We start from the raw sequence: 23,013 nt of genomic DNA, 5'->3' as shown, positions 1-23,013 counted from the left end.
GCGCTACATCGCGGCGACCTTCTTCGCCTGCGGGGCGATCAGGCGCATGTAGGTCGGCGTCACCAGCATCTCGGTGATGTTGACCCGCGCCGGCATGGTCGCGACGAAGACCGCCATGGCGGCGAGGTCCTCGGGCTGCAGCAGGCGCTCGATGTCCTCGGCCGGCACGGGCTCGGGCCGGTTCTTGAGGATGTCGGTCGCGACCTCACCGGGGCAGATGCAGCAGGAGCGGATGTTGTGGATCCCGTTCTCCTGGTTGATCGCCTGCGACAGCGCGACGAAGCCATGCTTCGCCGCGATGTAGCCCGGGCCTGAGAGGAAGGAGATGCCCTTCCCCGCCATGGAGGCGATCTGGATCAGCATCCCGCCGCCGCGCTCGCGCATCCCCGGCAGCACCGCGACCGAGGTGAGGAAGGGCGCGGTCAGGTTGCCGTCCACCAGCGTGCGGATCGCCTCGGGCGTCAGCTGGTGCAGGTAGCGTTTGGGCAGGTTCACGCCCGCGTTGTTCACCAGGATGTCCGGTCCGCCGATGGTCGATTCGACCTTCGCGAGCGCGGCCGCCACCTGCTTGTCGTCCGTGAGGTCGGCGGGGACGATGACCGCCCCGCCGCCGATCATCCGCGCCGTCTCCTCGAGCGGCGCCGTGCGCCGCCCTGTGAGGGCGACCTTCGCCCCTTCCTGGGCGAAGGCGATGGCGATGGCTCGCCCGATTCCGCTGCCCGCCCCGGTGACCCAGGCGGACTTCCCAGCGAGTCGCGCCATGGTCAGATCACCTTGTCCGTGGTCGGGTCGATGATGTGCATCTGGTTCATGTGGGCGATCAGCGCGAGCGGCTTGCCGACCTCGGCCGGCGTGGACGGATCGAGCCGCGCCGTGATCTCCGTGCCCTCGTGGCGGAAATGCGCGAGCGTCTCCATGCCCATCGGCTCGATCACCTCGGGTGTCAGGGACAGCGGGGCGAGGTTCGACTTGTCCATCGTCTTGTCGTCGGTGAGGTGCTCCGGCCGGATGCCGAAGAGCACCTGCTTGCCGGCATGGGGCCGGTAGCGGGCGACGCGGTCCTCGGGCACCGCGAGGGTCGTGCCGTTGTTCATGACGACGTTGAGCGCGCCCGAGGCTTCCTCGATCCGCGCGGGGATGAAGTTCATCGCCGGGCTGCCGATGAAGCCGGCGACGAACTTGGTCGCCGGGTGGTGGTAGAGCTCCTGCGGCGGGCCGACCTGTTCGATCACGCCGTGGTTCATCACCACCACACGGTCGGCGAGCGTCATCGCCTCGACCTGGTCGTGCGTCACGTAGATCGTCGTGGTCTTCACCGTCTGGTGGACCTTCTTGATCTCGGTGCGCATCTGCACGCGCAGCTTGGCGTCGAGGTTCGACAGCGGTTCGTCGAACAGGAAGACCTTGGGGTCGCGCACGATGGCGCGGCCCATCGCGACGCGCTGCCGCTGGCCGCCCGACAGCGCCTTCGGCTTGCGTTCGAGCAGCGGCGTGATGTCGAGGATGCGCGCGGCTTCCTTCACCCGCTTGTCGATCTCGGCCTTGGGGAACTTACGCAGCGTCAGGCCGAAGGCCATGTTGTCGTAGACCGACATGTGCGGATAGAGCGCGTAGTTCTGGAACACCATCGCGATGTCGCGGTCGCGCGGCGGGATGTCGTTGACGATCGTGCCGCCGATCGCGATGTCGCCGCCCGAGATCTCCTCGAGCCCCGCGATCATGCGCAGCGTGGTGGATTTGCCGCAGCCCGACGGGCCGACCAGCACGACGAATTCGTGGTCCGCGATCTCGAGGTCGATGCCCTTGACCGCCTGCACGCCGCCTTCATAGGCCTTGATGACCTTGCGGAGAGAAACCTGCGCCATCGGTGGAATCAGCCCTTCGTTGCGCCTGCCGTGAGGCCGGCGATGTAGTAATCCATGAGGAAGGCATAGATGACGACCGGCGGCAGCGCCGCCAGCAGCGCGCCCGCCATCAGCTGGCCCCAGGCGAAGGTGTCGCCGCGGATCAGCTGGGAGACGACGCCGATGGTCATCGGCATCTCGGCCGGGGAGGTGATGAAGGCGGTCGGATAGACGAAGGCCGCCCAGGACACGGTGAAGGCGAAGATCGTCGCCGCGATGATGCCGGGCAGCGCCACGGGGATGAAGATCTTCCACAGCATCTGCATCCAGTTGGCGCCGTCGATCAGCGCCGCCTCGTCCAGCTCCTTCGGGATGGAGGCGAAGTAGCCGATCATGATCCAGGTGCAGAAGGGCACCGTCAGCGTCGGATAGACGAGGACGAGGCCCCAGGCGTTGTCGAGCAGCCCGAGCCCGCCGACGATCTGGTACAGCGGGATGAACAGCAGCGTGTCCGGCACCAGGTAGGTGAGGAACACGCCCGTCGCCAGCGCCTGGCTGCCCCAGAACCGCATCCGCCCGAGCGCGAAGGCGGCGAGCACCGAGATCACCATCGTCAGCGCGACCACGGCGATCGTGACCTTCGCGCTGTTGAGGAAGAAGTCGATGAACATCCGGTTGCCGAGCAGCGCCCAGTAGTTCTCGAGCGTCGGGCTGCTCACCCACCAGGGCGAACCCGACTGGTCGGCCACCTCGGCGCTGGTCTTCAGGCTGGTGAGCAGCATGTAGACCGGCGGGGCGAGCATGATGATCGCCGAGACGATCAGCGAGAGGTAGGCGGTCCAGAGCGCCCAGCGGCGCTCGCGCCGGAGGCTGCCGGCCTTGTGGTAGATGCCCTGCTTCACGGGGATGGTGGTGGCGGACATCACGCCTCCTCCTTGTTCCGGCGATTGACGCCGCGCAGCACGAAGAAGGCGATGATCGCCAGGATCGGGAACATGAACAGCGACACCGCCGCGCCGCGCGGGATGTTGCCGGCCAGGATGCCGACCTGGAAGGCGTAGGACGCGAAGACATGCGTCAGGTCGCGCGGCCCGCCGTTCGTCAGCACGCGGACGATGTCGTAGTTCGCGAAGGTGACGATCAGGCTGAACAGCACGGTGATCGAGATGATGTTGCGCATCATCGGCAGGGTCACGTAGCGCAGCCGCTGCCAGGACGTCGCACCGTCGATCGCCGCCGCTTCATAGAGCTGTTCGGGCACCGACTTCAGCGCCGCGAGGTACATGATCATGAAGAAGGGCGCGCCGTACCACACGTTCACGATGATGACGCTGATCCGCGCCCACCACGGCTCGCCGAGCCAGGGGACCGAGGGGATCGCGAAGATGTTGAGGATCCAGTTGATCGAGGAATAGGTCGGCTCGAACATCCACCACCAGCCGAGGGTGGACAGCGCCGGCGGGATGACCCAGGGCACCAGCAGCATGCCGCGCCACTTGCGCTGCCCGTTCGCCGGGATGTGGTGCAGCATGTGCGCGAGCCAGAAGCCGATCGCCGCCTTCAGGATCACCGCGGTGATCGCGAAGAAGACCGACTGGAAGATGACCATCCGGAAGGTCTCGGATTCGAGGAGGATCTCGAAGTTCCCGAGGCCGATGAAGGACGTCATGCGCCGGTTCAGCGTCGCGAGGTGGATCGCGTAGCCCGCCGGCCAGACCACGAGGCCGCCGATCACCGCGATCAGCGGCAACGTCATGAGGAAGGCGATGGTCGACCGTCGCCTGGCGAAGCGCTTCAGCGAGGCGCCGCCCGGCGCCTCGATCCGCGGAAGTGTGGCGGCGCCGCCATCAGCCATCCCCGGTACCTCCCTGTTGTCGTGGACAGGCCCCGGGGCACCGTGCCCCGGGGTCGTCTTCTTTCGTGGCGTCAGCCGCCGCGACGCATGTTGTTGATCTCGCGCTCGAGCCAGCCGAGCGCGCTGTCCACCGATTCGCCGCCCTGGGCGATGCGGGCGACGACCTTCGTATTGAGCGCCTGGAGGTACATCTGCTGCGCCAGTTCCGGCGGCGCCGGCGAGAAGGCGATGGAATAGGTCGCCTGGTGATGCGCCTTCAGCGGATAGTTGAAGATGGTCCCCACCGGCGGGCCTTCCGTCTCCCACGCCTTGAAGTCGGACATGCTGAGGAAGGGCGGGATGTCGTAGCCCTGCGACTTGTTGACGCAGAGCTCGGCGTTCTCGCGCTGGGTGATGAACTCGAGGAACGCCTTCGCCGCCGTCTTGTTGCGCCCGAAGGACCAGATGCCCGTGACGTAGGGCAGGTAGGCCAGGAAGCGGCCCTTGGGGCCGGCCGGCATCGGGATGGTCCAGCAGTTCTCCGCCACCTGCGGCGCGTCGCGCTTCGCCACCGCCCAGGCCGAGGGCGGGTTGAAGATCAGCGCCGAGCGGCCGGAGATGAGCGCCCGGTTGTTCGACGCGTCGTCCCACGCCCAGACGTCGTTGGGCAGGAAGCGCGACAGGCGCACCAGGTAGTCGATCGCCTGACGGAGTTCCTGATTGTTGCGGATGGTCGGGTTGCCCCGCTCATCCGTCACGCGCGCGCCGTAGCCGAGGAACACCGCGCCGACCCAGTCGACCGCGTCGGTGAACTGGCCCATCGGCAGGCCGAACGGGACGCCGGCCTTGTGGCAGGCCTCCGCGGCGGTGAGGAAAGTGTCCCAGGTCCAGCGGTCCGCGCCGGGGCCGGCGCGGTTGGCGGCCGGCCACATCTCGCGGATGTCGATGCCGGCATGCTGCTTCAGCAGGTCGAACCGCGCACAGGCCGGCTTGGCCTGCGTGCCGGCCGTGGCCGGGACGCCGCGCCAGGCGCCGCCACGCTTGGCGAGGAACTCGGCGACCGGGTTCACCGGGCCGTACTTCGCGGACAGCCGCTGCATGACGTCGTCGCAGGGCTCGAGCTGGTCGGCATAGGTGCCGGGATCCCAGGGCAGCAGGCTGATGCCGTCATGGCCGCTGCGCGACTGCGCCTGCGCCGCGATGGTCAACTGCAGCTGGTTGCCGGTGGTGTTGATGAAGTCGAGCGTCATGTTGACGCGGTTCTGCTCGCCGAACCGCTGCGCGAGTTCCTTCAGCGCATCGTTGCCGCCGGGGACCCAGTGGTCCCAGAAGGCGAAGCGCAGGCTGCCGCTCGTGCCCTGTGCGTGCACCATCGGCGCGCCGACCGCGGTCGCCGCCACAACGCCAGCCCCATTGCGCAGCACTTTGCGCCGGGTGATCCCGTGCTTGGACATGCTTTCCCTTCCGTTCTCTCCCCGGGGCGGACCTCGCTGAGGGGCCCGCTTGTCGGTAACCGGCAAGTTAGTCAGGGAGAATTGGGCATGGCAACCCGGAAGGACGTGTCTTCCTCTCCACTTGCCCGACTTAGGCACAGGGGGCAGGCTCCGCCGCCATGGACCAACATCACTTCGACGCCATCGTGGTCGGCGCTGGCATCGCCGGCGCCACGGCCGCTGCACATCTTTCAGGCAATCACCGCGTTGCATTGCTGGAAGCCGAGGAAAGCGCCGGATACCACGCGACAGGCCGTTCCGCGGCCATCTGGATCCGCAACTACGGCAGTCCGGATGCGCGTATCCTGACCGCGGCCTCGCGCGCGTTCTTCGAAGCGCCGCCGGCCGGCTTCGCGGATGCGCCGCTGATGCATGCGCGTCCGGTGATCCATCTGGCGCCGGCCGACCAGGTGGAGCACCTGCGCGAGATGATCGCCGGCGGCGATGACATGCGGGAAATCTCCGTCGCCGAGGTGCAGGCGCAGGTGCCGGCATTGCGCCCCGGTTATGCGGCGATGGCCGCGGTCGAGGCCGACTGCTTCGACATCGATGTCGCCGCCATGCACCAGGGCTTCCTGCGCCAGGCACGCATGGCGGGCGGGGTGCTCGCGCTGCGCAGCCGGGCCGGGCGGATCTGGCGCAAGGACGGGCGGTGGCATGCCGAGACATCCTCCGGCGCCGTCTTCACCGCCCCGGTGGTGGTGAACGCCGCCGGCGCCTGGGGCGACGAGGTGGCGCGCATCGCGGGCCTTGCTCCGATCGGCCTTCAGCCGAAGCGTCGCACCGCCTGCATCGTCGATCCCGGCCCGCATGACTGCGCCGACTGGCCACTGCTCGGCGATGCCGGCCACACCTGGTATGCGCGCGCCGAGGCGCGGCGGAAGCTGATGGTCAGCCCCGCCGACGAGATCGACAGCGATCCCTGCGACGCGCAGCCGGACGAGCTCGACGTCGCGATCGCCGTCGACCGCATGCAGCAGGCCCTCGACATTCCCGTCTCGCGCGTCGAGCACCGCTGGGCCGGTCTGAGGACCTTCACGCCCGACCGCGGCCTCGCGATCGGGGAGGGGGCGGAGCGCGGCTTCTTCTGGATGGTGGGTCAGGGCGGCTATGGGATGCAGACGGCGCCGGCGGCGGGTCGCCTGCTCGCGGCGCTGGTGGCGGGGCAGGACCCCGGCGAGCTCGGCGCCGCGGTGGCGCTCTGCGACCCGCTGCGTTTTGCCCGGAGGGAAGCGGCATGAATGAAACGGCACCCACCTTCGACGACGTCCGCGACGCTGCGGCGCGGCTCGCCGGGCGTATCGTGCGGACGCCGTTGCTGCGCCACCGCCGGCTCGACGAGGTCACCGGCGCGACCGTGCTGGTGAAGCCCGAGCCGCTGCAGCGCACCGGGTCCTTCAAGCTGCGGGGCGCGACCAACGCGGCGCTGCTGATGGATCCGGAGGCGCGGCGCGGGGGCATCGTCACCCATTCCTCCGGCAATCACGGGCAGGCCTGCGCGGCGGCGGCGCACATGCTCGGCATGGCGGCGACCATCGCCATGCCGTCGGACGCGCCGGCCATCAAGGTCGACGCGACGCGGCGCTGGGGGGCCGAGATCGTGCCCTTCGACCGGCACGGGGTGGATCGCGACGCGCTGGCCGCGACGCTGGCCGTGGAACGCGGCGCGACCGTCATCCCGCCCTTCGACCATCCGCACGTCATCGCGGGGCAGGGGACTGTCGCGCTCGAACTGCTCGAGGATGCGCAGGCGCTGGGCCTCGCCCTCGACGCCTTCGCGGTCTGCACCGGTGGTGGCGGGCTGACCGCGGGCTGCGTCCTCGCGCTGGAGGCGCTGTCGCCGCGCACCGAGGCCTATGCCGTCGAGCCCGAGGGATGGGACGACACCAAGCGCTCGCTCGAGGCCGGCCGTCGCCTGCCCAATACGGTGACCGGCAGCGGGCTGTGCGACGCGCTGCTGTCGCGGCAGCCCGGGGCGATCACCTTCCCGATCAACCACCGCCATCTGGCGGGCGGCGTGGCGGTGACCGAAGCCGAGGTCTTCCGCGCCATGCGCTTCGCCTTCGAGCACCTGAAGATCGTCATCGAGCCCGGCGGCGCCGTGGCGCTCGCCGCTGTGCTGGCCGGCAAGGTCGCCGCGAAGGGCGGCGTGATCGGCGTGGTGGTCAGCGGCGGCAATGCCGACCCCGCCGTCTTCGCGCGGGCGCTCGCGGCCTGATGCGATTCCGGCTGCGCCACCGCCCTGGGCTGGTGGTGGCGCTGGCCGTGCTGATCGTGGTGAGCATCGTCGCGACGCGCATTCCGGATTTCACGTTGCGTGCGGCACTGCTGCTCGGCTGGTGCGCCGGCGCGTCGGCGCATGTGGTGCTGTTGCTGCGCCACCTGGCGCTGACGCCGGCCGAGGCGATGCGCCGCCATGCCGAACAGCTCGAGGACAGTCGCTGGACCATCACCCTGGTGACCCTGGCGGCCGCGCTCGCCGCCCTCGTCGGCGTGGTGGGGGAGATCGGCGGCACGCCGCGGGCTGGCTATTCGCTCGCCCTCGGCATCGCGGCGATCGTGTTGTCCTGGGGCTACCTGCACGTGCACTTCGCCGCGCACTACGCCCATGTCTATGCGCTGTCCGAAGGTGGGCTGGAGTTCCCCGGCGGGCTCGAGCCGGACTGGATGGAATTCCTCTACCTCGCCTTCACCGTCGGCATGACGGCGCAGGTCTCGGACGTGACGACCTCCTCCCCGGCGATGCGGCGGATGGTGCTGGCCCATGCGCTCGCCTCCTTCGCCTTCAATGCGGCGATCCTGGGGGTCGCGGTGAACCTGCTGGCGGGCAGTGCGGCGGGCTGAGGGCGGCTTGCCCCGGGACGCGTTCGGCGCTTCCCTGCGCGCAGAACCAGAACCACGACGGGAGACGCCCAGCATGAACCGCCGCAGCCTGCTCGCCGCAGCGACCCTTGCCGTGCCCGCTGTCGGGCACGCCCAGCAGGGCCTGCCCGACCGGCCGATCACGCTGGTCAGCGGCTTCTCGCCCGGCGGGTCGACCGACATCACGGCGCGGCTGCTGGCCGATCGCATGCAGGGCTTCCTTGGGCCCAATGCGCGCGTCGTGGTGGAGAACCGGCCCGGCGCCTCCGGCACCGTCGCATCGGAATGGCTGCGGCGGCAGCAGCCCGACGGGACCATCCTGATGCTGAACGAGGCGTCGTCCCACGCCCTCATTCCCCACGCGGTCGCCGGGGGCACCCGCTATAATCCGATGGACGACTTCACCCACGTGGCCATCGCCGCAAACGGGCCGCTCATCATGATCGCGGCGCCGAACTTCCCCGCCGCCAACGCGGCGGAGGCGGTGGCGAAGCTGCGCGCGGGGCCGCAGGACAGGCTGCCCTATGCGTCCTCGGGCGTCGGGTCGATTCCGCATTTCGCGGCCGAATCCGTCGCCGTGGCGCTCGGCCTCGGCGGCAAGTTCGAACACATTCCCTACCGCTCGGGCGGACTGATGGTCGAGAGCATCGCGCGCGGGGAAACCGCCTGGGGCGTGGCGGTGCTCGCCTCGGCGGCCGCGCAGCTGCGCGACAACCGCGTGCGCGGCATCGCCATCACCGGGCTCGAGCGCTTCCCGACCTTCCCGGATACGCCGACGCTCGCGGAATCCGGCATGCCCGGCTTCGACATCGGCAACTGGTTCGCGGTGATCGGCCCGCCGCGCATGCCGCCCGCGGTGACCGAGACGCTGAACCGCGCCATCAACAGCGCGCTGCGCGACCCGCAGCTGCAGGAACGCTTCCTCGTGGCGGGCATCACCGCCTACACGCGGCCGAACACCCCCGCCGACGCCCGTGCCTTCTTCCAGGCCGAGCTCGACAAGTTCAAGGGCGTGGTCGAGCGCACCGGCGTACGGATGGAACTGTGAGCGATACACGAACCGCGGATGTCATCGTCGTCGGCGGCGGGTCCGCCGGCTGCATCGTGGCGGCGCGGCTGTCGGAAGATCCCGGCTGTCGCGTCCTGCTGCTCGAAGCAGGACCGCCCGACCGCGACATCTGGATCAGCCTGCCGGCGGGCTATGCGAAGCTCTATGGCAGCAAGCGCTACGACTGGGACTACCTGACCGAACCCGAGCCCAACCTGAACGGCCGCAGCATCCACTGGCCGCGCGGCAAGGTGCTGGGCGGGTCGGGCAGCGTGAACGGCCTGGTCTTCCTGCGCGGCAGCCCCAACGACTACGATCGCTGGGCGCAGTCCGGCGCGCGTGGCTGGTCCCATGAGGACGTCGCGCCCGTTTTCCGCCGCATCGAGCATTGGGACGGCGCGCCCGACCCCGCGCGCGGCAGCGCCGGCGCGATCCATGTGCGCGAGCCGCGCCGCCTGGCGCCCGCGGCGGCCGCTTTCGTCGAGGCCTGCGTCGCCGCCGGCCTGCCGCGCAACCGCGACTGGAACGACGGCACGCCGATCGACGGCGCGGGGCCGGTCCAGCTCAACGTGAATGGCGGGCGGCGGTCCTCCACGGCGCGCGAATACCTTCGGCCCGCGATGAAACGCGGCAATCTGCGCGTCGCGACCGGCGTGCTGGCGCGCCGCATCGTCGTGGAGGATGGCCGCGCCGTCGCGGTCGAGGCGCTGCAGGATGGCCAGCCCGTGACCTTCCGCGCGACGCGGGAGATCGTCTGTTCCACCGGCGCGATCGAGACGCCGAAACTGCTCATGCTCTCGGGCATCGGCGACGGTGCGGCGTTGCAGGCGCTCGGCATCCCGGTGGTCCATCACAGCCCGGGCGTGGGTCGGAACCTGCAGGACCACCTGATCGCGAAGTTCATCTATCGGTCCAGGCCCTGCGGCACGCTGAACGAGATCCTGCAATCGCCCTTCCGCAAGGCGAAGATGGGGCTCGACTACCTGGTGTCGCGCGCGGGCGCCCTTGCGATCGGCGCGGGCGAGGCCAACGCCTTCGCGCGCGTCACGCCGGGCGCCGAGGAAGCGGAGATCCAGTTCCTCTTCGTGAACTTCTCCACCTTCGACTACATGAAGGGCCTGCAGGACTTCCCGGGCTTCATGTTCAACTATGGCGTCTGCCGGCCCGACAGCCGCGGGGAGGTCTTCCTCAAATCCCCCGATGTCCGGGACAAGCCGGGCATCCGGCCGAACTACCTCGATCACCCGAACGACATCCGCGTCATGCTGGGCGCGGCGCGTCTCGGGCGGAAGGTCGCGGCGCAGGCGCCGCTCGCGTCGCTGATCGAGGAGGAGCTGCGGCCCGGCCCGGCGGCGACGACCGACGAAGCGCTGCTCGAGAGTATCCGCGCCACCGCCGGCACCGTGTTCCATCCCTGCGGCACGGCGAAGATGGGCACCGATCCGATGGCGGTGCTGGACCCGGAACTGCGAGTACGCGGGGTTGCGGGGCTGCGGGTGGCCGATGCTTCCGCCTTCCCGCTGATCCCCTCGCCCAACATCCAGCCGGCGGTGATGCTGGTCGCCGAACGGGCAGCGGCGTTCATTCGGGCCGACGCCGCCGCCCGATAAGGCAGCCGCACCCGGGTCGTGGGCGGTATCTGCCCGCGACCTGAGCGGACTGCCTGCCGATTGGGCGAATTTTGCATACACGAACCGTTTCCGCCTGCCGGATACGCTGGCACGGATTTCGCTGCCTCACCCTGCCGGACCAACGCGCCGCCGATGGCGTCGGCGCGACATCCGCACGGAGGCAGACCTTGACCCGACCCACCCTTACCCGCCGCGCCGCCCTCGCGGGTCTCGGCGCCGCCCTGACAGCCCCCGCGATCCGTCCCTCGATGGCGCAGTCGGCCCCGATCAAGATCGGCGTGCTGCACTCGCTGTCCGGCACCATGGCGATCTCCGAGACCGCGCTGCGCGACACCGTGCTGATGATGGTGGAATACCAGAACAGCAAGGGCGGCCTGCTCGGACGGCGGCTCGAGGCGGTGGTGGTCGACCCCGCCTCCAACTGGCCGCTGTTCGCCGAGAAGGCGCGCGAGCTGCTGCAGGTCCACAAGGTCGACGTGACCTTCGGCTGCTGGACCTCGGTGTCCCGCAAGTCCGTCCTGCCGGTCTTCGAGGAGCTGAACGGCATGCTCTTCTACCCCGTCCAGTACGAGGGCGAGGAAGAGAGCCGCAACATCTTCTACACCGGCGCCGCGCCGAACCAGCAGGCGATCCCCGCGGTGGAATACCTGATGTCGGCCGATGGCGGCGGCGCGCAGCGCATCGTCCTGCTCGGCACCGACTACGTCTATCCGCGCACCACCAACCGCATCCTGCGCGGCTTCCTGAACTCCAAGGGCATCGGCAATGCCGACATCATGGAGGAATACACACCGTTCGGTCACAGCGACTGGCAGGGCATCGTCACGCGCGTGAAGGCCTTCGCCAACCAGGGCAAGAAGACCGCCATCGTGTCGACCATCAACGGCGACGCGAACGTTCCCTTCTACCGCGAGCTCGGCAACCAGGGCATCAAGGCCGAGGACATCCCCTGCGTCGCGTTCAGCGTCGGTGAGGAAGAGCTCGCCGGCATCGACACCCGCCCGCTGGTGGGCCATCTGGCCGCCTGGAACTACTTCATGTCGGTGCAGTCGCCGGCGAACACCGAGTTCAAGAACCTCTGGCAGGCCTACATCAAGAACCCGCGCCGCGTGACCAACGACCCGATGGAGGCCACCTACACCGGCTTCAACATGTGGGCCCAGGCCGTGGCCGCCGCGCGCACGACGGCGGTCGACGCGGTCCGGACCTCGGTGATCGGCCAGGAATTCGCGGCACCCGCCGGCTACACCGAGAAGATGCTGCCGAACCACCACCTGTCCAAGCCGGTGATGATCGGTGAGGTCCAGGCGGACGGCCAGTTCAACATCGTCTGGAAGACGCCGACCGTCGTCCCGGCGGAGAACTGGTCGCAGTTCATCCCCGAGAACGCGAACCGCCGCCGCGGCTGATGCGTCTCCTCCTCGTCCTGCTGCTCCTGCTCGCGCCCCTGACCGGGCGCGCGCAGGACGCCTTCTCCGACGCGCTGCCTGGCCTTGGTGGAGGTTTCGCGCAGCAGGCCGAGGCGGCCGACCGGCTCGGCGCGCTGGGTGATCCGCGCGCCGTGCCCATCCTGCGGGCGCTGTCCGACGGACGGCTGCTCAAGCGCCCCGATGGTACGCTGCTGATCCGCGAGGGCGACCGCGTGACCGAGGTCGCGACCGGCGCGGCGGCCGATCCCGCCGGCGCCGAGCCCCTGCGCATCAACAACCGGGTGCGCCAGGCGCTGCGCGGCGCGCTCGGGCGGCTCTCGCTCGTCTCGCCGGATCCGGCCGAGCGGCTTGCCGCCGCCGAGGCCGTCTTCCGCAGCCGCAGCGTGGAGAACATCCCCCTGCTCGAGGCCGCGCTGGCGCGCGAGAGCCTCGGCCGGGTGCGCGAGCGGCTGGAACTCGCGCTTGCCGCCTCGCGCATGGCCTCCCCGGACGAGGCGGCGAAGCGCGCCGGCATCGCAGCCCTTGGCGAGACCTCCTCGGCCGAGGCGCGCGGCATCCTGCTCGAGGCGCGCGCGACGAACCCGGCGCTGGCCGGCGAGATCGACGCCGCCATCGCCTCCATCGACCGCCGCCTGACCATCCGCCGCGCCTTCGAGACGCTGTTCCAGGGCCTGTCGCTGGGCTCGGTGCTGCTGCTCGCTGCCCTGGGGTTGGCCGTGACCTTCGGCGTCATGGGCGTGATCAACATGGCCCATGGCGAATTCGTCATGCTCGGCGCCTACACGACCTTCGTCATGCAGGAGGCGCTGCGCGACATTCCCGGCCTCGCGTCCTGGTCGCTGCCGCTGTCGGTGCCGGCGGCCTTCCTGGTGGCCGCGGCCTGCGGCGCGGCGCTGGAACGCGGGCTGATCCGGCACCTGTATGGCCGCCCGCTCGAGACGCTGCTGCTGACCTTCGGCGTCGGCATGATGATCCAGCAGGCGGTGCGGCTCGGCTTCGGGGCGCAGAACCGCGAAGTCTCGAGCCCGCCCTGGATGCAGGGCACGCTGGAACTGCCGCTCGGCGTCATGGTGACGCAGAACCGGCTGTGGATCCTGGTCTTCTCGCTGGCCGTGCTCGCGCTGACGGTGGCGGCGATCCGCTTCACCCGCTTCGGGCTCGAGATGCGGGCGGTGACGCAGAACCGGCGCATCGCCTCGGCGATGGGCATCCGCACCGGGCGCGTCGATGCGCTGACCTTCGCCTTCGGGTCGGGCATCGCGGGCATCGCGGGCGTCGCGCTCAGCCAGATCGACAACGTCTCCCCCAACCTCGGCACCGGCTACATCATCGACAGCTTCATGGTGGTGGTGTTCGGCGGCGTCGGGTCGCTCGCCGGCACGCTGGTCGGCGCCATGACGCTCGGTGTCGTCAACAAGATGCTGGAGCCCTTCGCCGGCGTGGTGCTGGCCAAGGTCTTCGTGCTGGTGGCGATCATGGTCTTCATCCAGCGCCGCCCCCGCGGCCTGTTCGCCCTCAAGGGCCGGGCGGCGGAACAGTGAGCATCGCCCTGACCGCCCCGCCGCCATCGCGGATGCGCCTTGGCATCCGCACGGGGCTGATCATCGCGGTGCTGCTGCTCGCGGCGCTGCCGATCCTCAACCTGCTGCCGCGGGACAGCGCCTTCCACGTCTCGGACTTCATCGTCTCCGTCACGGGGAAGTGGATCTGCTACGCGGTGCTCGCGCTCTCGCTCGACCTGGCCTGGGGGTATGCGGGCATCCTCTCGCTCGGGCACGGGGCGTTCTTCGCCCTCGGGGGCTATGCGATGGGGATGCACCTGATGCGGCTGATCGGGCCGCGCGGCGCCTATGGCCATCCGGTGTTGCCGGACTTCATGGTCTTCCTGGGCTACACCGAGCTGCCCTGGTTCTGGCACGGCTTCCAGTCCTTCCCCTACGCCATGCTGATGGTGATGCTGGTGCCGGGCGCGCTCGCGCTTGTCGTCGGCTTCCTCGCCTTCCGCAGCCGCATCACCGGCGTCTACCTGTCGATCCTGACGCAGGCGATGACCTACGCGCTGATGCTCGCCTTCTTCCGCAACGACATGGGCTTCGGCGGCAACAACGGCTTCACCGACTTCAAGGAACTGCTGGGCATGCCGCTCGGCACGCCCTCGGCGCGCGCCGTGCTGTTCTATGCCTCGCTGGTGCTGCTGGTCGGATCGATGCTGCTCTGCGCGGCGCTGACGCGCACCAAGTACGGCCGCGTGCTGACCGCGATCCGCGACGCCGAAAGCCGCGCGCGCTTCCTCGGCTACGACACCACGCGGCACAAACTGTTCGCCTTCGTCCTGTCCGCCATGCTGGCGGGGCTCGCGGGCGCGCTCTACGTGCCACAGGTCGGCATCATCAACCCCGGCGAGTTCAGCCCCGGCAACTCCATCGAGGCCGTCATCTGGGTCGCGGTCGGCGGGCGCGGGACGTTGGTGGGCGCGTTGCTCGGCGCCTTCTCGGTCAATGCGCTCAAGACCTGGCTGACCTCGGCGGCGCCGGACCTCTGGCTCTTCGCGCTCGGCGGGCTGTTCGTGGCGGTGACGCTGTTCCTGCCGCGCGGGCTGATCGGACTGTTCGACCGGGTGAAGAAGGGGCGCGGGGCATGAAGGGGCGCTCGCTCTACCTCGACGGCGTCACCGTCGTGTTCGACGGCTTCCGCGCGCTGAACAACCTCTCCCTCGTCGTCGAGCCCGGCGAGCTGCGCGCCATCATCGGCCCCAATGGTGCCGGCAAGACGACGATGATGGACGTCATCACCGGCAAGACGCGCCCGACCTCGGGTACCGTCCGCTTCGGGGACATGGACCTGACGCGGCTGGACGAACCGACCATCGCCAATCTCGGCATCGGGCGGAAGTTCCAGAAGCCGACGGTCTTCGACGACCTCACGGTGTTCGAGAACATCGAACTCGCGCTGAAGGCCCCGCGCGGCCCCATCGCCTGCATCAAGTGGCACCTGACCGGGGAAGCCGCCGACCGCATCGGCCAGGTGATGACCGAGGTCGGCCTGGTCGAGCGCGCGCACGATCCCGCCGGCATCCTCTCCCACGGCCAGCGGCAGTGGCTCGAGATCGGGATGCTGCTCGCCCAGGATCCGGAGCTGCTGCTGGTGGACGAACCCGTCGCCGGCATGACGGATGCCGAGACCGAGCACACCGCCGCCATGCTCGTCGGCATCGCCGGCAAGCGCAGCGTGGTGGTGGTGGAGCACGACCTCGAATTCGTCCGCGCCCTCGGGAGGCGCGTCACCGTGCTGCATGAGGGCAGCGTCTTGTCCGAAGGCTCGATCGACCACGTGCAGAACGATCCGCGCGTGATCGAGGTCTATCTGGGGCGCTGAGACATGCTCGACGTGTGCGCGATCGATCTCTCCTACGGCGCGAGCCTCTGCCTGCGCGGCGTCTCCCTGGCCGTCGAGCCGGGCAAGGTGACCTGCGTGCTGGGCCGCAACGGCGTCGGCAAGTCCTCCCTCCTGCGGTCCATCATGGGGCTGGAGCGGGTGGGGGCGGGCAGCATCACCTGGGAAGGGCGGGACATCACGCGCCTCGGCCCCGCCGAACGTGCCCGCGCCGGCATCGGCTACGTGCCCCAGGGCCGCGAGATCTTTCCCTTCCTGACGGTGCAGGAGAACCTCGAGACCGCGCTCGCCGCCGCCCCGCGCGGGTCGAGCGTGGATGCGGAGGTCTTCGATCTGTTCCCCATCCTGCGGCAGTTCCTGCGCCGGCGCGGGGGCGACCTGTCGGGCGGGCAGCAGCAGCAGCTGGCGATCGGGCGGGCGCTCTGCGCGCGACCGCGGCTGCTCATCCTCGACGAGCCGACCGAAGGCATCCAGCCCAACGTCATCAAGGATATCGGCAAGGTCATCGCGCATCTCGCGAGGGATCGCGGGATGGGGATCCTGCTGGTGGAGCAGTATTACGAATTCGCCCGGAGCCTCGCGGACCGCATCGCCATCATGGTGCGCGGGGAGGTGGCGCTGGCCGGGGCGCCGGGGGAACTCGACGAGGAGGCGGTGCGGCGGTTGCTGACGGTGTAATGGACCCGGTCCCGGGTTCCGAGGGCCTTTCGGCCCTCGGCGGGGTGGCTTGGAGGGGCGGCGCTCCTCCAACCTTACTTCTTCGCGACGCCCAGATCCGCCTCGAGTTCCCGGATCCGCCCCTGCAGCGTGGTCCGCATCGACGCCGAGGCGTGCGGCTTGAGGCTCGCGAGCGTGTCGCGGAGTTCGCGCAGGAGCCGTTCCTTCTCGGCCTTGCTGCGCTGGATGGGACGCGCGTCGGAGAACTGGCCTTCACGGCTGCGCATGTGACACCTCCTTCTTGATGATTGGGTCCCGCCGCGGCGACGGCGCACGGGGGACCAATGCGGCCCCGTCGCCGGGGCCGCTCCCGGGCAGTGGTGGTTGCCTTTAGATGTCGAGCATCAGCCGGCGCGGATCCTCGATGCTCTCCTTCACGCGCACGAGGAAGGAGACCGCTTCCTTCCCGTCCACGATGCGGTGGTCATAGGACAGCGCGATGTACATCATCGGCCGGATCTCGACCTTGCCGCCCACCGCCATCGGGCGGTCCTGGATCTTGTGCATGCCCAGGATGCCGGACTGCGGCGGGTTCAGGATCGGGGTCGACATCAGCGACCCGTAGATCCCGCCATTGGTGATGGTGAAGGACCCGCCGGCGAGCTCGTCGAGCTTCAGCGCGCCGTCACGGGCCTTCTTGCCGAAGGCGCCGATCGACTTCTCGATATCGGCGAAGGACAGCGTGTCGGCATTGCGCAGCACGGGCACGACCAGGCCGGACGGGCCGCCGACGGCGATGCCCATGTGCACGAAGTGCTTGTAGACGATCTCGTCGCCGTCGATCTCGGCGTTGACCGCCGGGAACTCCTTCAGCGCGGCGACGCAGGCCTTCACGAAGAAGGACATGAAGCCGAGCTTCACGCCGTGCTTCTTCTCGAACACCTCCTTGTACTCGGCGCGCAGGGCCATCGCGGCGCCCATGTCCACCTCGTTGAAGGTGGTGAGCATCGCGGCGGTGTTCTGCGCTTCCTTGAGTCGCCGGGCGATGGTCATGCGCAGGCGCGTCATCTTCACGCGCTCCTCGCCGGCCTCGAGCGCGCGGGGCGGCTTCGGCGCGGCGGCCGCGGCCGGGGCGGCGGCGGGACGCGCGAGGAAGTCCATCACGTCGCCCTTGGTGATGCGTCCGTCCTTGCCGGTGCCGGCGCCGATCGCGGCGGCGGACGCGCCGGTCTCGGCCATCAGCTTGGCCGCGGCGGGCAGCGGTGCGTGGGTCCCGGGGACGGCAACCGGGCCGGTGACGGCGCGTGGGGTCTCGACGGCCGGCACGGCCGGGGCGGCAGCCACCGGTTGCGGCGGCGCGGCGGGCTTCGCGGCGGCGGCGCCGCCGCCCGCGGCGATGGACCCGAGCACCGCGCCCGGCGCAACCTCGGCACCCTCGGCCGCGGCGATCGCTTCCAGCACGCCGGCGGACGGCGCGTTGACCTCCACCGTCACCTTGTCGGTCTCGAGCTCCACCAGCGGCTCGTCGGCCGCGACGGCCTCGCCGGCCTTCTTGAGCCAGCGGGCGACGGTGGCGGAAGAAACGCTCTCGCCGAGGGTGGGAACCAGGATGTCGGTCATGTCTGCCGTCCGTTGATGGCCGTGGCGCGCGTCAGAGCCCGAGGGCCGCGCGCACCAGGGCGTCCTGCTGCTGCTGGTGGATGCGGGCGAGGCCGGTGGCCGGGCTCGCCGCTTCTTCGCGGCCCACGAATTCGGGCCGCTTCGCCTTGATGTCGAGGGTCCTGAGGACCTTCTCGATGCGCCGGTCCATGAAGGTCCAGGCGCCCATGTTCTCGGGTTCCTCCTGGCACCACACCACGTCGGCGTTCTTGTAGGGCGCCAGCGCCTTGGCCAGGCTGTTGGCCGGGAAGGGGTACATCTGCTCGACGCGCACGATGGCGACGTCGTTGGCACCCTTGTCCCGGCGTTCCTGCAGCAGGTCGTAGTAGACCTTGCCGGTGCAGAGCACGACGCGCTTCACCTGTTCCTCGGGCGCGATCGCGTCGATTTCGGGGATGACGTAGCGGAAGGCGCTGCCCGGGCCGAAATCGGCCAGCGAGCTGACCGCCAGCTTGTGGCGCAGCAGCGACTTCGGCGTCATCAGCACCAGCGGCTTGCGGTAGTTCGCCTTGATCTGGCGGCGCAGCGCATGGAAGTAGTTCGAGGGCGTTGTGAAGTTGCAGACGCGCATGTTGCGCTCGGCGCAGAGCTGCAGGTAGCGCTCGAGCCGTGCGGAGGAATGCTCCGGCCCCTGGCCTTCGTAGCCATGCGGCAGCAGCATCACCAGGCCCGACATGCGCAGCCACTTCGTCTCGCCCGAGGCGATGAACTGGTCGATGATGACCTGCGCGCCGTTGGCGAAGTCGCCGAACTGGCCTTCCCACAGCACCAGCGTGTGCGGGTCCGCGAGCGTGTAGCCGTAGTCGTAGCCGAGCACGCCGAACTCCGCGAGCAGGGAGTTGAACGCCTCGAACTTCGGCTGGCCCTCGCGGATGTTGTTCAGCGGGACGTATTCCGCCTGGGTCCGCTGGTCGATGAGATAGGCGTGGCGGTGGGAGAAGGTGCCGCGCTGCACGTCCTCGCCCGACAGGCGCACGCGATGGCCTTCGAGCAGCAGCGTGCCGAAGGCGAGCGCCTCGCCGGTCGCCCAGTCCAGGCCCTCCCCGGTCTCGATGGCCTGCTTCTTGGCCTCGAGCTGGCGGGCGATCTTGGAATTGACGTTGAAGTCGGCGGGGTAGCGGCAGAGCGCCGCACCCACCTCGCGCAGCGTGTCGAGCGGCACGGCGGTGTCGTGCAGCTTCTCGACCTCCTCGCCCGAGGTCGCGGACTTCAGGCCCGTCCAGTGGCCTTCCAGCCAGTCGGCCTTGTTCGGCTTGAAGGACTGCGCGGCCTGGAAGGCGTCCTCGAGCGTCGCGTTGAAGGCGTCGTACATCGCCTTCGAATCCTCGGCGCTGAGCGAGCCCTCGCGCGCCAGGCGTTCCGCGTACAGCGTGCGGGTCGTCCGCATCTCCTTGATGCGGTTGTACATGATCGGCTGGGTGAAGGCCGGCTCGTCGCTCTCGTTGTGACCGTGGCGGCGGTAGCAGACGATGTCGAGCACGATGTCGGCGCCGAACTGCATGCGGAACTCGGCCGCCATGCGGGCGCAGAAGACCACCGCCTCGGGGTCGTCGCCGTTCACGTGCAGGATCGGCGCCTGCACGGACTTCGCGATGTCGGTGCAGTACAGACCCGAATAGGCATGCGCCGCGACGGTGGTGAAGCCGATCTGGTTGTTGGTGACGATGTGGACCGTGCCGCCGGTGCGGTAGCCGATGAGCTGGCTCATCGCCAACGTCTCATAGACCACGCCCTGGCCGGCGAAGGCCGCGTCGCCATGCAGCAGGATGCCCATCACGGACCGGCGGCCCTTGGTGTCGCCCGCCATGTCCTGGCGCGCGCGCACCTTGCCGACCACGACCGGATCGACGGCCTCGAGGTGCGAGGGGTTCGGCTGCAGCGACAGGTGGACCATGCGGCCGCCGATCTCGACATCGACCGAGGTGCCGAGATGGTACTTCACGTCGCCCGAACCCTGCACGTCGTCAGGGTTGGCGCCGACGCCCTTGAACTCGGAGAAGACCTGCACGTAGGGCTTCTTCACGACGTTCACGAGCACGTTCAGGCGCCCGCGATGGGCCATGCCGATCGCGATCTCGTTCACGCCGCCCTTGGCCGCGGTCTCGATCACGGCTTCCAGCGCCGGGATGGTGGATTCACCGCCTTCGAGGCCGAAGCGCTTGGTGCCGACGAACTTGCGCGCGCAGAAGGATTCGAAGCCCTCCGCCTCGGTCAGCTCCTGCAGGATCTGCTTCTTGGCCGCGGCGTCGAAGCCGGCGAGCCAGGGCGCGCCCTCGATGCGGCGCTGGATCCAGGACTTCTGCTCCGGATCCTGGATGTGCATGAACTCGACGCCGATCGACCCGCAGTAGGAGGCGCGGCAGATCGCCATGATCTCGCGCAGCGTCGCCGTCTCCTTCCCCAGGACCATGTCGAGGAAGATCGGCCGGTCGAGGTCGGCGTCGGTGAAGCCGTAGGTCTTCGGATCGAGTTCCGGGTGCGGCTTGGGCTGGGTGAGGCCCAGCGGGTCGAGCTGCGCTTCCAGGTGCCCGCGCACGCGATAGGACCGGATCAGCATCAGCGCGCGAATGGAATCGAGCACCGCGCGGCGCGTCGCCTCGGGGTCGGCGGCAGCGGCTGCGCCCTTGGCACCCTTGACCGGCGCCGGCTTCTCGGGCTCGGGGCCGAAGGCGCCGCGGATGCGCGGGGCCCAGGAGGCGCCGGTCGCATCCGTCAGAACCGCGCGCGCCTCGTCGTTCAGCGCGCCGAACAGCTCGGCCATGGAGGGATCGACGCTGGCGGGATTTTCCGCCCAGCGGGCGTAGAGGTCCGCGAGATAGGCGGCATTCGCGCCGGTCATCGCGGTTGCGAGGACGTCAACTCCGGCCATCGGGTCTCTCCGTGCCGGCGGACGGCGCCGCCGGGTGTCACGTCGGGTTGGTATCAAGTGCGGGTCGCCGCCGCCCCTGCCTTAAGGGTGCGGCGGCGTCGCTTAACATAGGGCGCATGGCCCCTTTGTGGCAGGGCTTTCACCCCGCCCGAGGGCGATGTCAGCCCTTCAGGGCCTTCACCATGGTCGAACCGAGCGCCGAGGGGCTGTCCGCGACATGGATGCCGGCCGCGGCCATAGCTTCCATCTTCGCGGCCGCGGTGTCCTTGCCGCCCGAGATGACGGCGCCGGCATGGCCCATGCGGCGACCCGGGGGGGCGGTCGCGCCGGCGATGAAGCCGACGACGGGCTTGTTCGGCTTGCCCGGGCCGAAATTCTCGGCCTTCAGGTACTCGGCCGCGAGGATCTCGGACTGGCCGCCGATCTCGCCGATCATGACGATCGACTTGGTTTCGTCGTCCTTGAGGAACAGCTCGAGGACGTCGATGAAGTCCATGCCCTTCACCGGGTCGCCGCCGATGCCGACGCAGGTGGACTGACCCAGGCCCGCGGCCGTGGTCTGCGCCACCGCCTCATAGGTCAGGGTGCCGGAGCGCGAGACCACGCCGACCGACCCGCGCTTGTGGATGTGGCCCGGCATGATGCCGATCTTGCAGGCTTCCGGCGTGATCACGCCCGGGCAGTTCGGCCCGACCAGGATCGACTTCGACCCGCCGAGCGCCCGCTTCACCTTCACCATGTCGAGCACCGGGATGCCTTCGGTGATGCAGATGATGAGCGGCAGCTCGGCGTCGATCGCCTCGAGGATCGCATCCGCCGCGAAGGGGGCGGGGACGTAGATCACCGACGCATTGGCCTGCGTCTTCGCGACGCATTCGGCCACCGTGTCGAAGACCGGCAGGTTCAGCTCGGGGTGCATCGTGCCGCCCTTGCCGGGCGTGGTGCCGCCGACATAGGTCGAGCCGTAGGCGATGCCCTGGCTGGCGTGGAAGGTGCCCTGGGCCCCGGTGAAGCCCTGGGTCATGACGCGGGTGTTCTTGTCGACCAGAACGGCCATGGCGTCAGGCTCCCTTCGTCTCGGCCGCGGGGTACTTGTGCTTCACAGCCGCGACGACCTTTTGCGCAGCGTCGGCGAGATTATCGGCCGCAGTGATCGTCAGGCCGCTCTCGGCCAGGATCTTCTTGCCGAGGTCCACATTCGTGCCCTCGAGCCGGACCACCAGCGGCACCTTCAGCGAGAGGTTCTTGCTCGCCGCCACGATGCCTTCGGCGATCATGTCGCACTTGGCGATGCCGCCGAAGATGTTGACCAGGATGGCCTTCACATTCGGGTCGGAGGTGATGATGCGGAACGCCTCGGTCACGCGCGCGGCGTTCGCCGTGCCGCCGACGTCGAGGAAGTTCGCCGGCGAGGACCCGTACAGCTTGATGATGTCCATCGTCGCCATGGCGAGGCCGGCGCCGTTGACCATGCAGCCGATCTCGCCGTCCAGCGCGACGTAGTTGAGGTCGTTCTTGACCGCGTCGAGCTCCTTCGGGTCCATCTCGCTGTCGTCGCGCAGCTCTTCCAGGTCCTTGTGGCGGAACAGCGCGCTGTCGTCGAAGGACACCTTGGCGTCGAGGGCGACGATCTCGCCCGCGCCGGTGACGACCAGCGGGTTGATCTCGACGATCATGCAGTCGAGCTCGAGGAAGGCGCCGTAGAGCGCCGTGACGAACTTCGTGAAGGATGCCACCTGCTTGCCCTGCAGGCCGAGCCCGAAGGCCAGCTTGCGGCAATGGAAGCCCGAGATGCCCGAGGCCGGGTCCACCGCCACCTTCAGGATCTTCTCGGGCTGGTGCTCGGCGACTTCCTCGATCTCCATGCCGCCCTCGGTGGACGCCATGATGGTGACGCGCGAGGTCGCGCGATCGACCAGCAGGCCGAGGTAGAGCTCGCGCTTGATGTCGCAGCCGTCTTCCACATAGACGCGGGAGACGACCTTGCCGTGCTCGCCGGTCTGCTTGGTGACCAGCGTCTTGCCGATCATCGCCTCGGCGGCGGCCTTCACGTCCTCGATCGACTTGACGACGCGCACGCCGCCCTTGCCGTTCGGGTCTTCCTTGAAGCGCCCCGCGCCACGGCCGCCGGCGTGGATCTGGGACTTCACGACATAGACGGGGCCGGGCAGCTGCTTCGCCGCGGCGGCAGCCTCGTCGGCCGTCCAGGCGACATGCCCGTCGAGCACGGCCACGCCGTAGCGGCGCAGCAGCTCCTTCGCCTGGTATTCGTGGATGTTCATGCCCGGAGATC

Annotated in this window: 20 protein-coding genes; 10 read left to right on the top strand and 10 right to left on the bottom strand. The window is 69.3% G+C overall.

Features of this window, described 5'->3' with window-relative positions; genetic code table 11:
- Window positions 1-3 precede the first annotated feature (3 nt).
- From GWK16_RS18495 to GWK16_RS18475, 5 genes are all read right to left on the bottom strand, one after another.
- Window positions 4-762, bottom strand: a complete 759-nt coding sequence (locus GWK16_RS18495) for an SDR family oxidoreductase (protein ID WP_170055456.1) — start codon at window positions 760-762, stop codon at window positions 4-6.
- 2 nt (window positions 763-764) lie between these two features.
- Window positions 765-1,865, bottom strand: a complete 1,101-nt coding sequence (locus GWK16_RS18490) for an ABC transporter ATP-binding protein (protein ID WP_170055455.1) — start codon at window positions 1,863-1,865, stop codon at window positions 765-767.
- 8 nt (window positions 1,866-1,873) lie between these two features.
- Window positions 1,874-2,767: a carbohydrate ABC transporter permease gene (locus GWK16_RS18485; RefSeq protein ID WP_170055454.1), complete on the bottom strand. Its 894-nt coding sequence runs from the start codon at window positions 2,765-2,767 to the stop codon at window positions 1,874-1,876.
- Window positions 2,767-3,699 (bottom strand): carbohydrate ABC transporter permease, encoded by a 933-nt coding sequence (locus GWK16_RS18480; protein WP_170055453.1) that lies wholly within the window; start codon window positions 3,697-3,699, stop codon window positions 2,767-2,769. The genes GWK16_RS18485 and GWK16_RS18480 overlap by 1 nt, the downstream gene beginning before the upstream one ends.
- A 71-nt stretch (window positions 3,700-3,770) precedes the next feature.
- Entirely contained in the window at window positions 3,771-5,132 is a 1,362-nt protein-coding gene (locus GWK16_RS18475; protein WP_170055452.1) for an ABC transporter substrate-binding protein, read from the bottom strand.
- Window positions 5,133-5,290: 158 nt separating this feature from the next.
- On the opposite strand from GWK16_RS18475, the gene GWK16_RS18470 reads away from it, so the two are divergent.
- The 10 genes from GWK16_RS18470 to urtE all read left to right on the top strand — a co-directional run bounded on the left by GWK16_RS18470 (window position 5,291) and on the right by urtE (window position 16,213).
- Window positions 5,291-6,412, top strand: a complete 1,122-nt coding sequence (locus tag GWK16_RS18470) for an NAD(P)/FAD-dependent oxidoreductase (protein ID WP_170055451.1) — start codon at window positions 5,291-5,293, stop codon at window positions 6,410-6,412.
- Window positions 6,409-7,389, top strand: coding sequence for a threonine ammonia-lyase (locus GWK16_RS18465; RefSeq protein ID WP_170055450.1), 981 nt, complete (start codon window positions 6,409-6,411; stop codon window positions 7,387-7,389). The genes GWK16_RS18470 and GWK16_RS18465 overlap by 4 nt, the downstream gene beginning before the upstream one ends.
- Complete coding sequence (locus GWK16_RS18460; RefSeq protein WP_170055449.1) at window positions 7,389-8,015, top strand: DUF1345 domain-containing protein; 627 nt, start codon at window positions 7,389-7,391, stop codon at window positions 8,013-8,015. Before GWK16_RS18465 ends, GWK16_RS18460 begins: the two co-directional genes overlap by 1 nt.
- Before the next feature lie 73 nt (window positions 8,016-8,088).
- Complete coding sequence (locus GWK16_RS18455; RefSeq protein WP_170055448.1) at window positions 8,089-9,081, top strand: Bug family tripartite tricarboxylate transporter substrate binding protein; 993 nt, start codon at window positions 8,089-8,091, stop codon at window positions 9,079-9,081.
- Entirely contained in the window at window positions 9,078-10,691 is a 1,614-nt protein-coding gene (locus GWK16_RS25790; RefSeq protein WP_170055447.1) for a GMC family oxidoreductase N-terminal domain-containing protein, read from the top strand. Before GWK16_RS18455 ends, GWK16_RS25790 begins: the two co-directional genes overlap by 4 nt.
- A 188-nt stretch (window positions 10,692-10,879) precedes the next feature.
- Entirely contained in the window at window positions 10,880-12,121 is a 1,242-nt protein-coding gene (gene urtA / locus GWK16_RS18445; protein WP_209442335.1) for an urea ABC transporter substrate-binding protein, read from the top strand.
- Window positions 12,121-13,683 carry an urea ABC transporter permease subunit UrtB gene (gene urtB, locus GWK16_RS18440; protein WP_211187537.1) on the top strand — a complete coding sequence of 521 codons (1,563 nt, stop codon included), beginning with the start codon at window positions 12,121-12,123 and terminating at the stop codon, window positions 13,681-13,683. Before urtA ends, urtB begins: the two co-directional genes overlap by 1 nt.
- Before the next feature lie 32 nt (window positions 13,684-13,715).
- On the top strand, window positions 13,716-14,783 hold the full coding sequence (gene urtC / locus GWK16_RS18435) for an urea ABC transporter permease subunit UrtC (protein WP_170055599.1): 1,068 nt from the start codon (window positions 13,716-13,718) through the stop codon (window positions 14,781-14,783).
- On the top strand, window positions 14,780-15,517 hold the full coding sequence (gene urtD, locus GWK16_RS18430) for an urea ABC transporter ATP-binding protein UrtD (protein WP_168043328.1): 738 nt from the start codon (window positions 14,780-14,782) through the stop codon (window positions 15,515-15,517). Before urtC ends, urtD begins: the two co-directional genes overlap by 4 nt.
- 3 nt (window positions 15,518-15,520) lie before the next feature.
- Window positions 15,521-16,213 carry an urea ABC transporter ATP-binding subunit UrtE gene (gene urtE, locus GWK16_RS18425; protein ID WP_170055446.1) on the top strand — a complete coding sequence of 231 codons (693 nt, stop codon included), beginning with the start codon at window positions 15,521-15,523 and terminating at the stop codon, window positions 16,211-16,213.
- 74 nt (window positions 16,214-16,287) lie between these two features.
- Here urtE and GWK16_RS18420 read toward each other — a convergent pair whose 3' ends face one another.
- The 5 genes from GWK16_RS18420 to sucC form a co-directional block, all read right to left on the bottom strand.
- The gene (locus GWK16_RS18420) at window positions 16,288-16,479 is read right to left on the bottom strand and encodes a hypothetical protein (RefSeq protein WP_168044127.1); all 192 of its coding nucleotides are present in this window, start codon (window positions 16,477-16,479) and stop codon (window positions 16,288-16,290) included.
- 103 nt (window positions 16,480-16,582) lie between these two features.
- The gene (gene odhB / locus GWK16_RS18415; RefSeq protein ID WP_170055445.1) at window positions 16,583-17,812 is read right to left on the bottom strand and encodes a 2-oxoglutarate dehydrogenase complex dihydrolipoyllysine-residue succinyltransferase; all 1,230 of its coding nucleotides are present in this window, start codon (window positions 17,810-17,812) and stop codon (window positions 16,583-16,585) included.
- Window positions 17,813-17,843: 31 nt separating this feature from the next.
- Window positions 17,844-20,720 (bottom strand): 2-oxoglutarate dehydrogenase E1 component, encoded by a 2,877-nt coding sequence (locus GWK16_RS18410; protein WP_170055444.1) that lies wholly within the window; start codon window positions 20,718-20,720, stop codon window positions 17,844-17,846.
- 160 nt (window positions 20,721-20,880) lie between these two features.
- Window positions 20,881-21,777, bottom strand: a complete 897-nt coding sequence (gene sucD, locus GWK16_RS18405) for a succinate--CoA ligase subunit alpha (RefSeq protein ID WP_170055443.1) — start codon at window positions 21,775-21,777, stop codon at window positions 20,881-20,883.
- A gap of 4 nt (window positions 21,778-21,781) precedes the next feature.
- A complete protein-coding gene (gene sucC, locus GWK16_RS18400) occupies window positions 21,782-23,002 on the bottom strand; it encodes an ADP-forming succinate--CoA ligase subunit beta (RefSeq protein ID WP_170055442.1) in 1,221 nt (406 codons plus the stop codon).
- Window positions 23,003-23,013 lie beyond the last annotated feature (11 nt).

This window comes from Neoroseomonas marina, assembly GCF_012927745.1.
GTDB lineage: Bacteria > Pseudomonadota > Alphaproteobacteria > Acetobacterales > Acetobacteraceae > Neoroseomonas > Neoroseomonas marina.
Note: the sequence above shows the minus strand (reverse complement) of the source record. Positions and strands in the feature narration are given on the sequence as shown.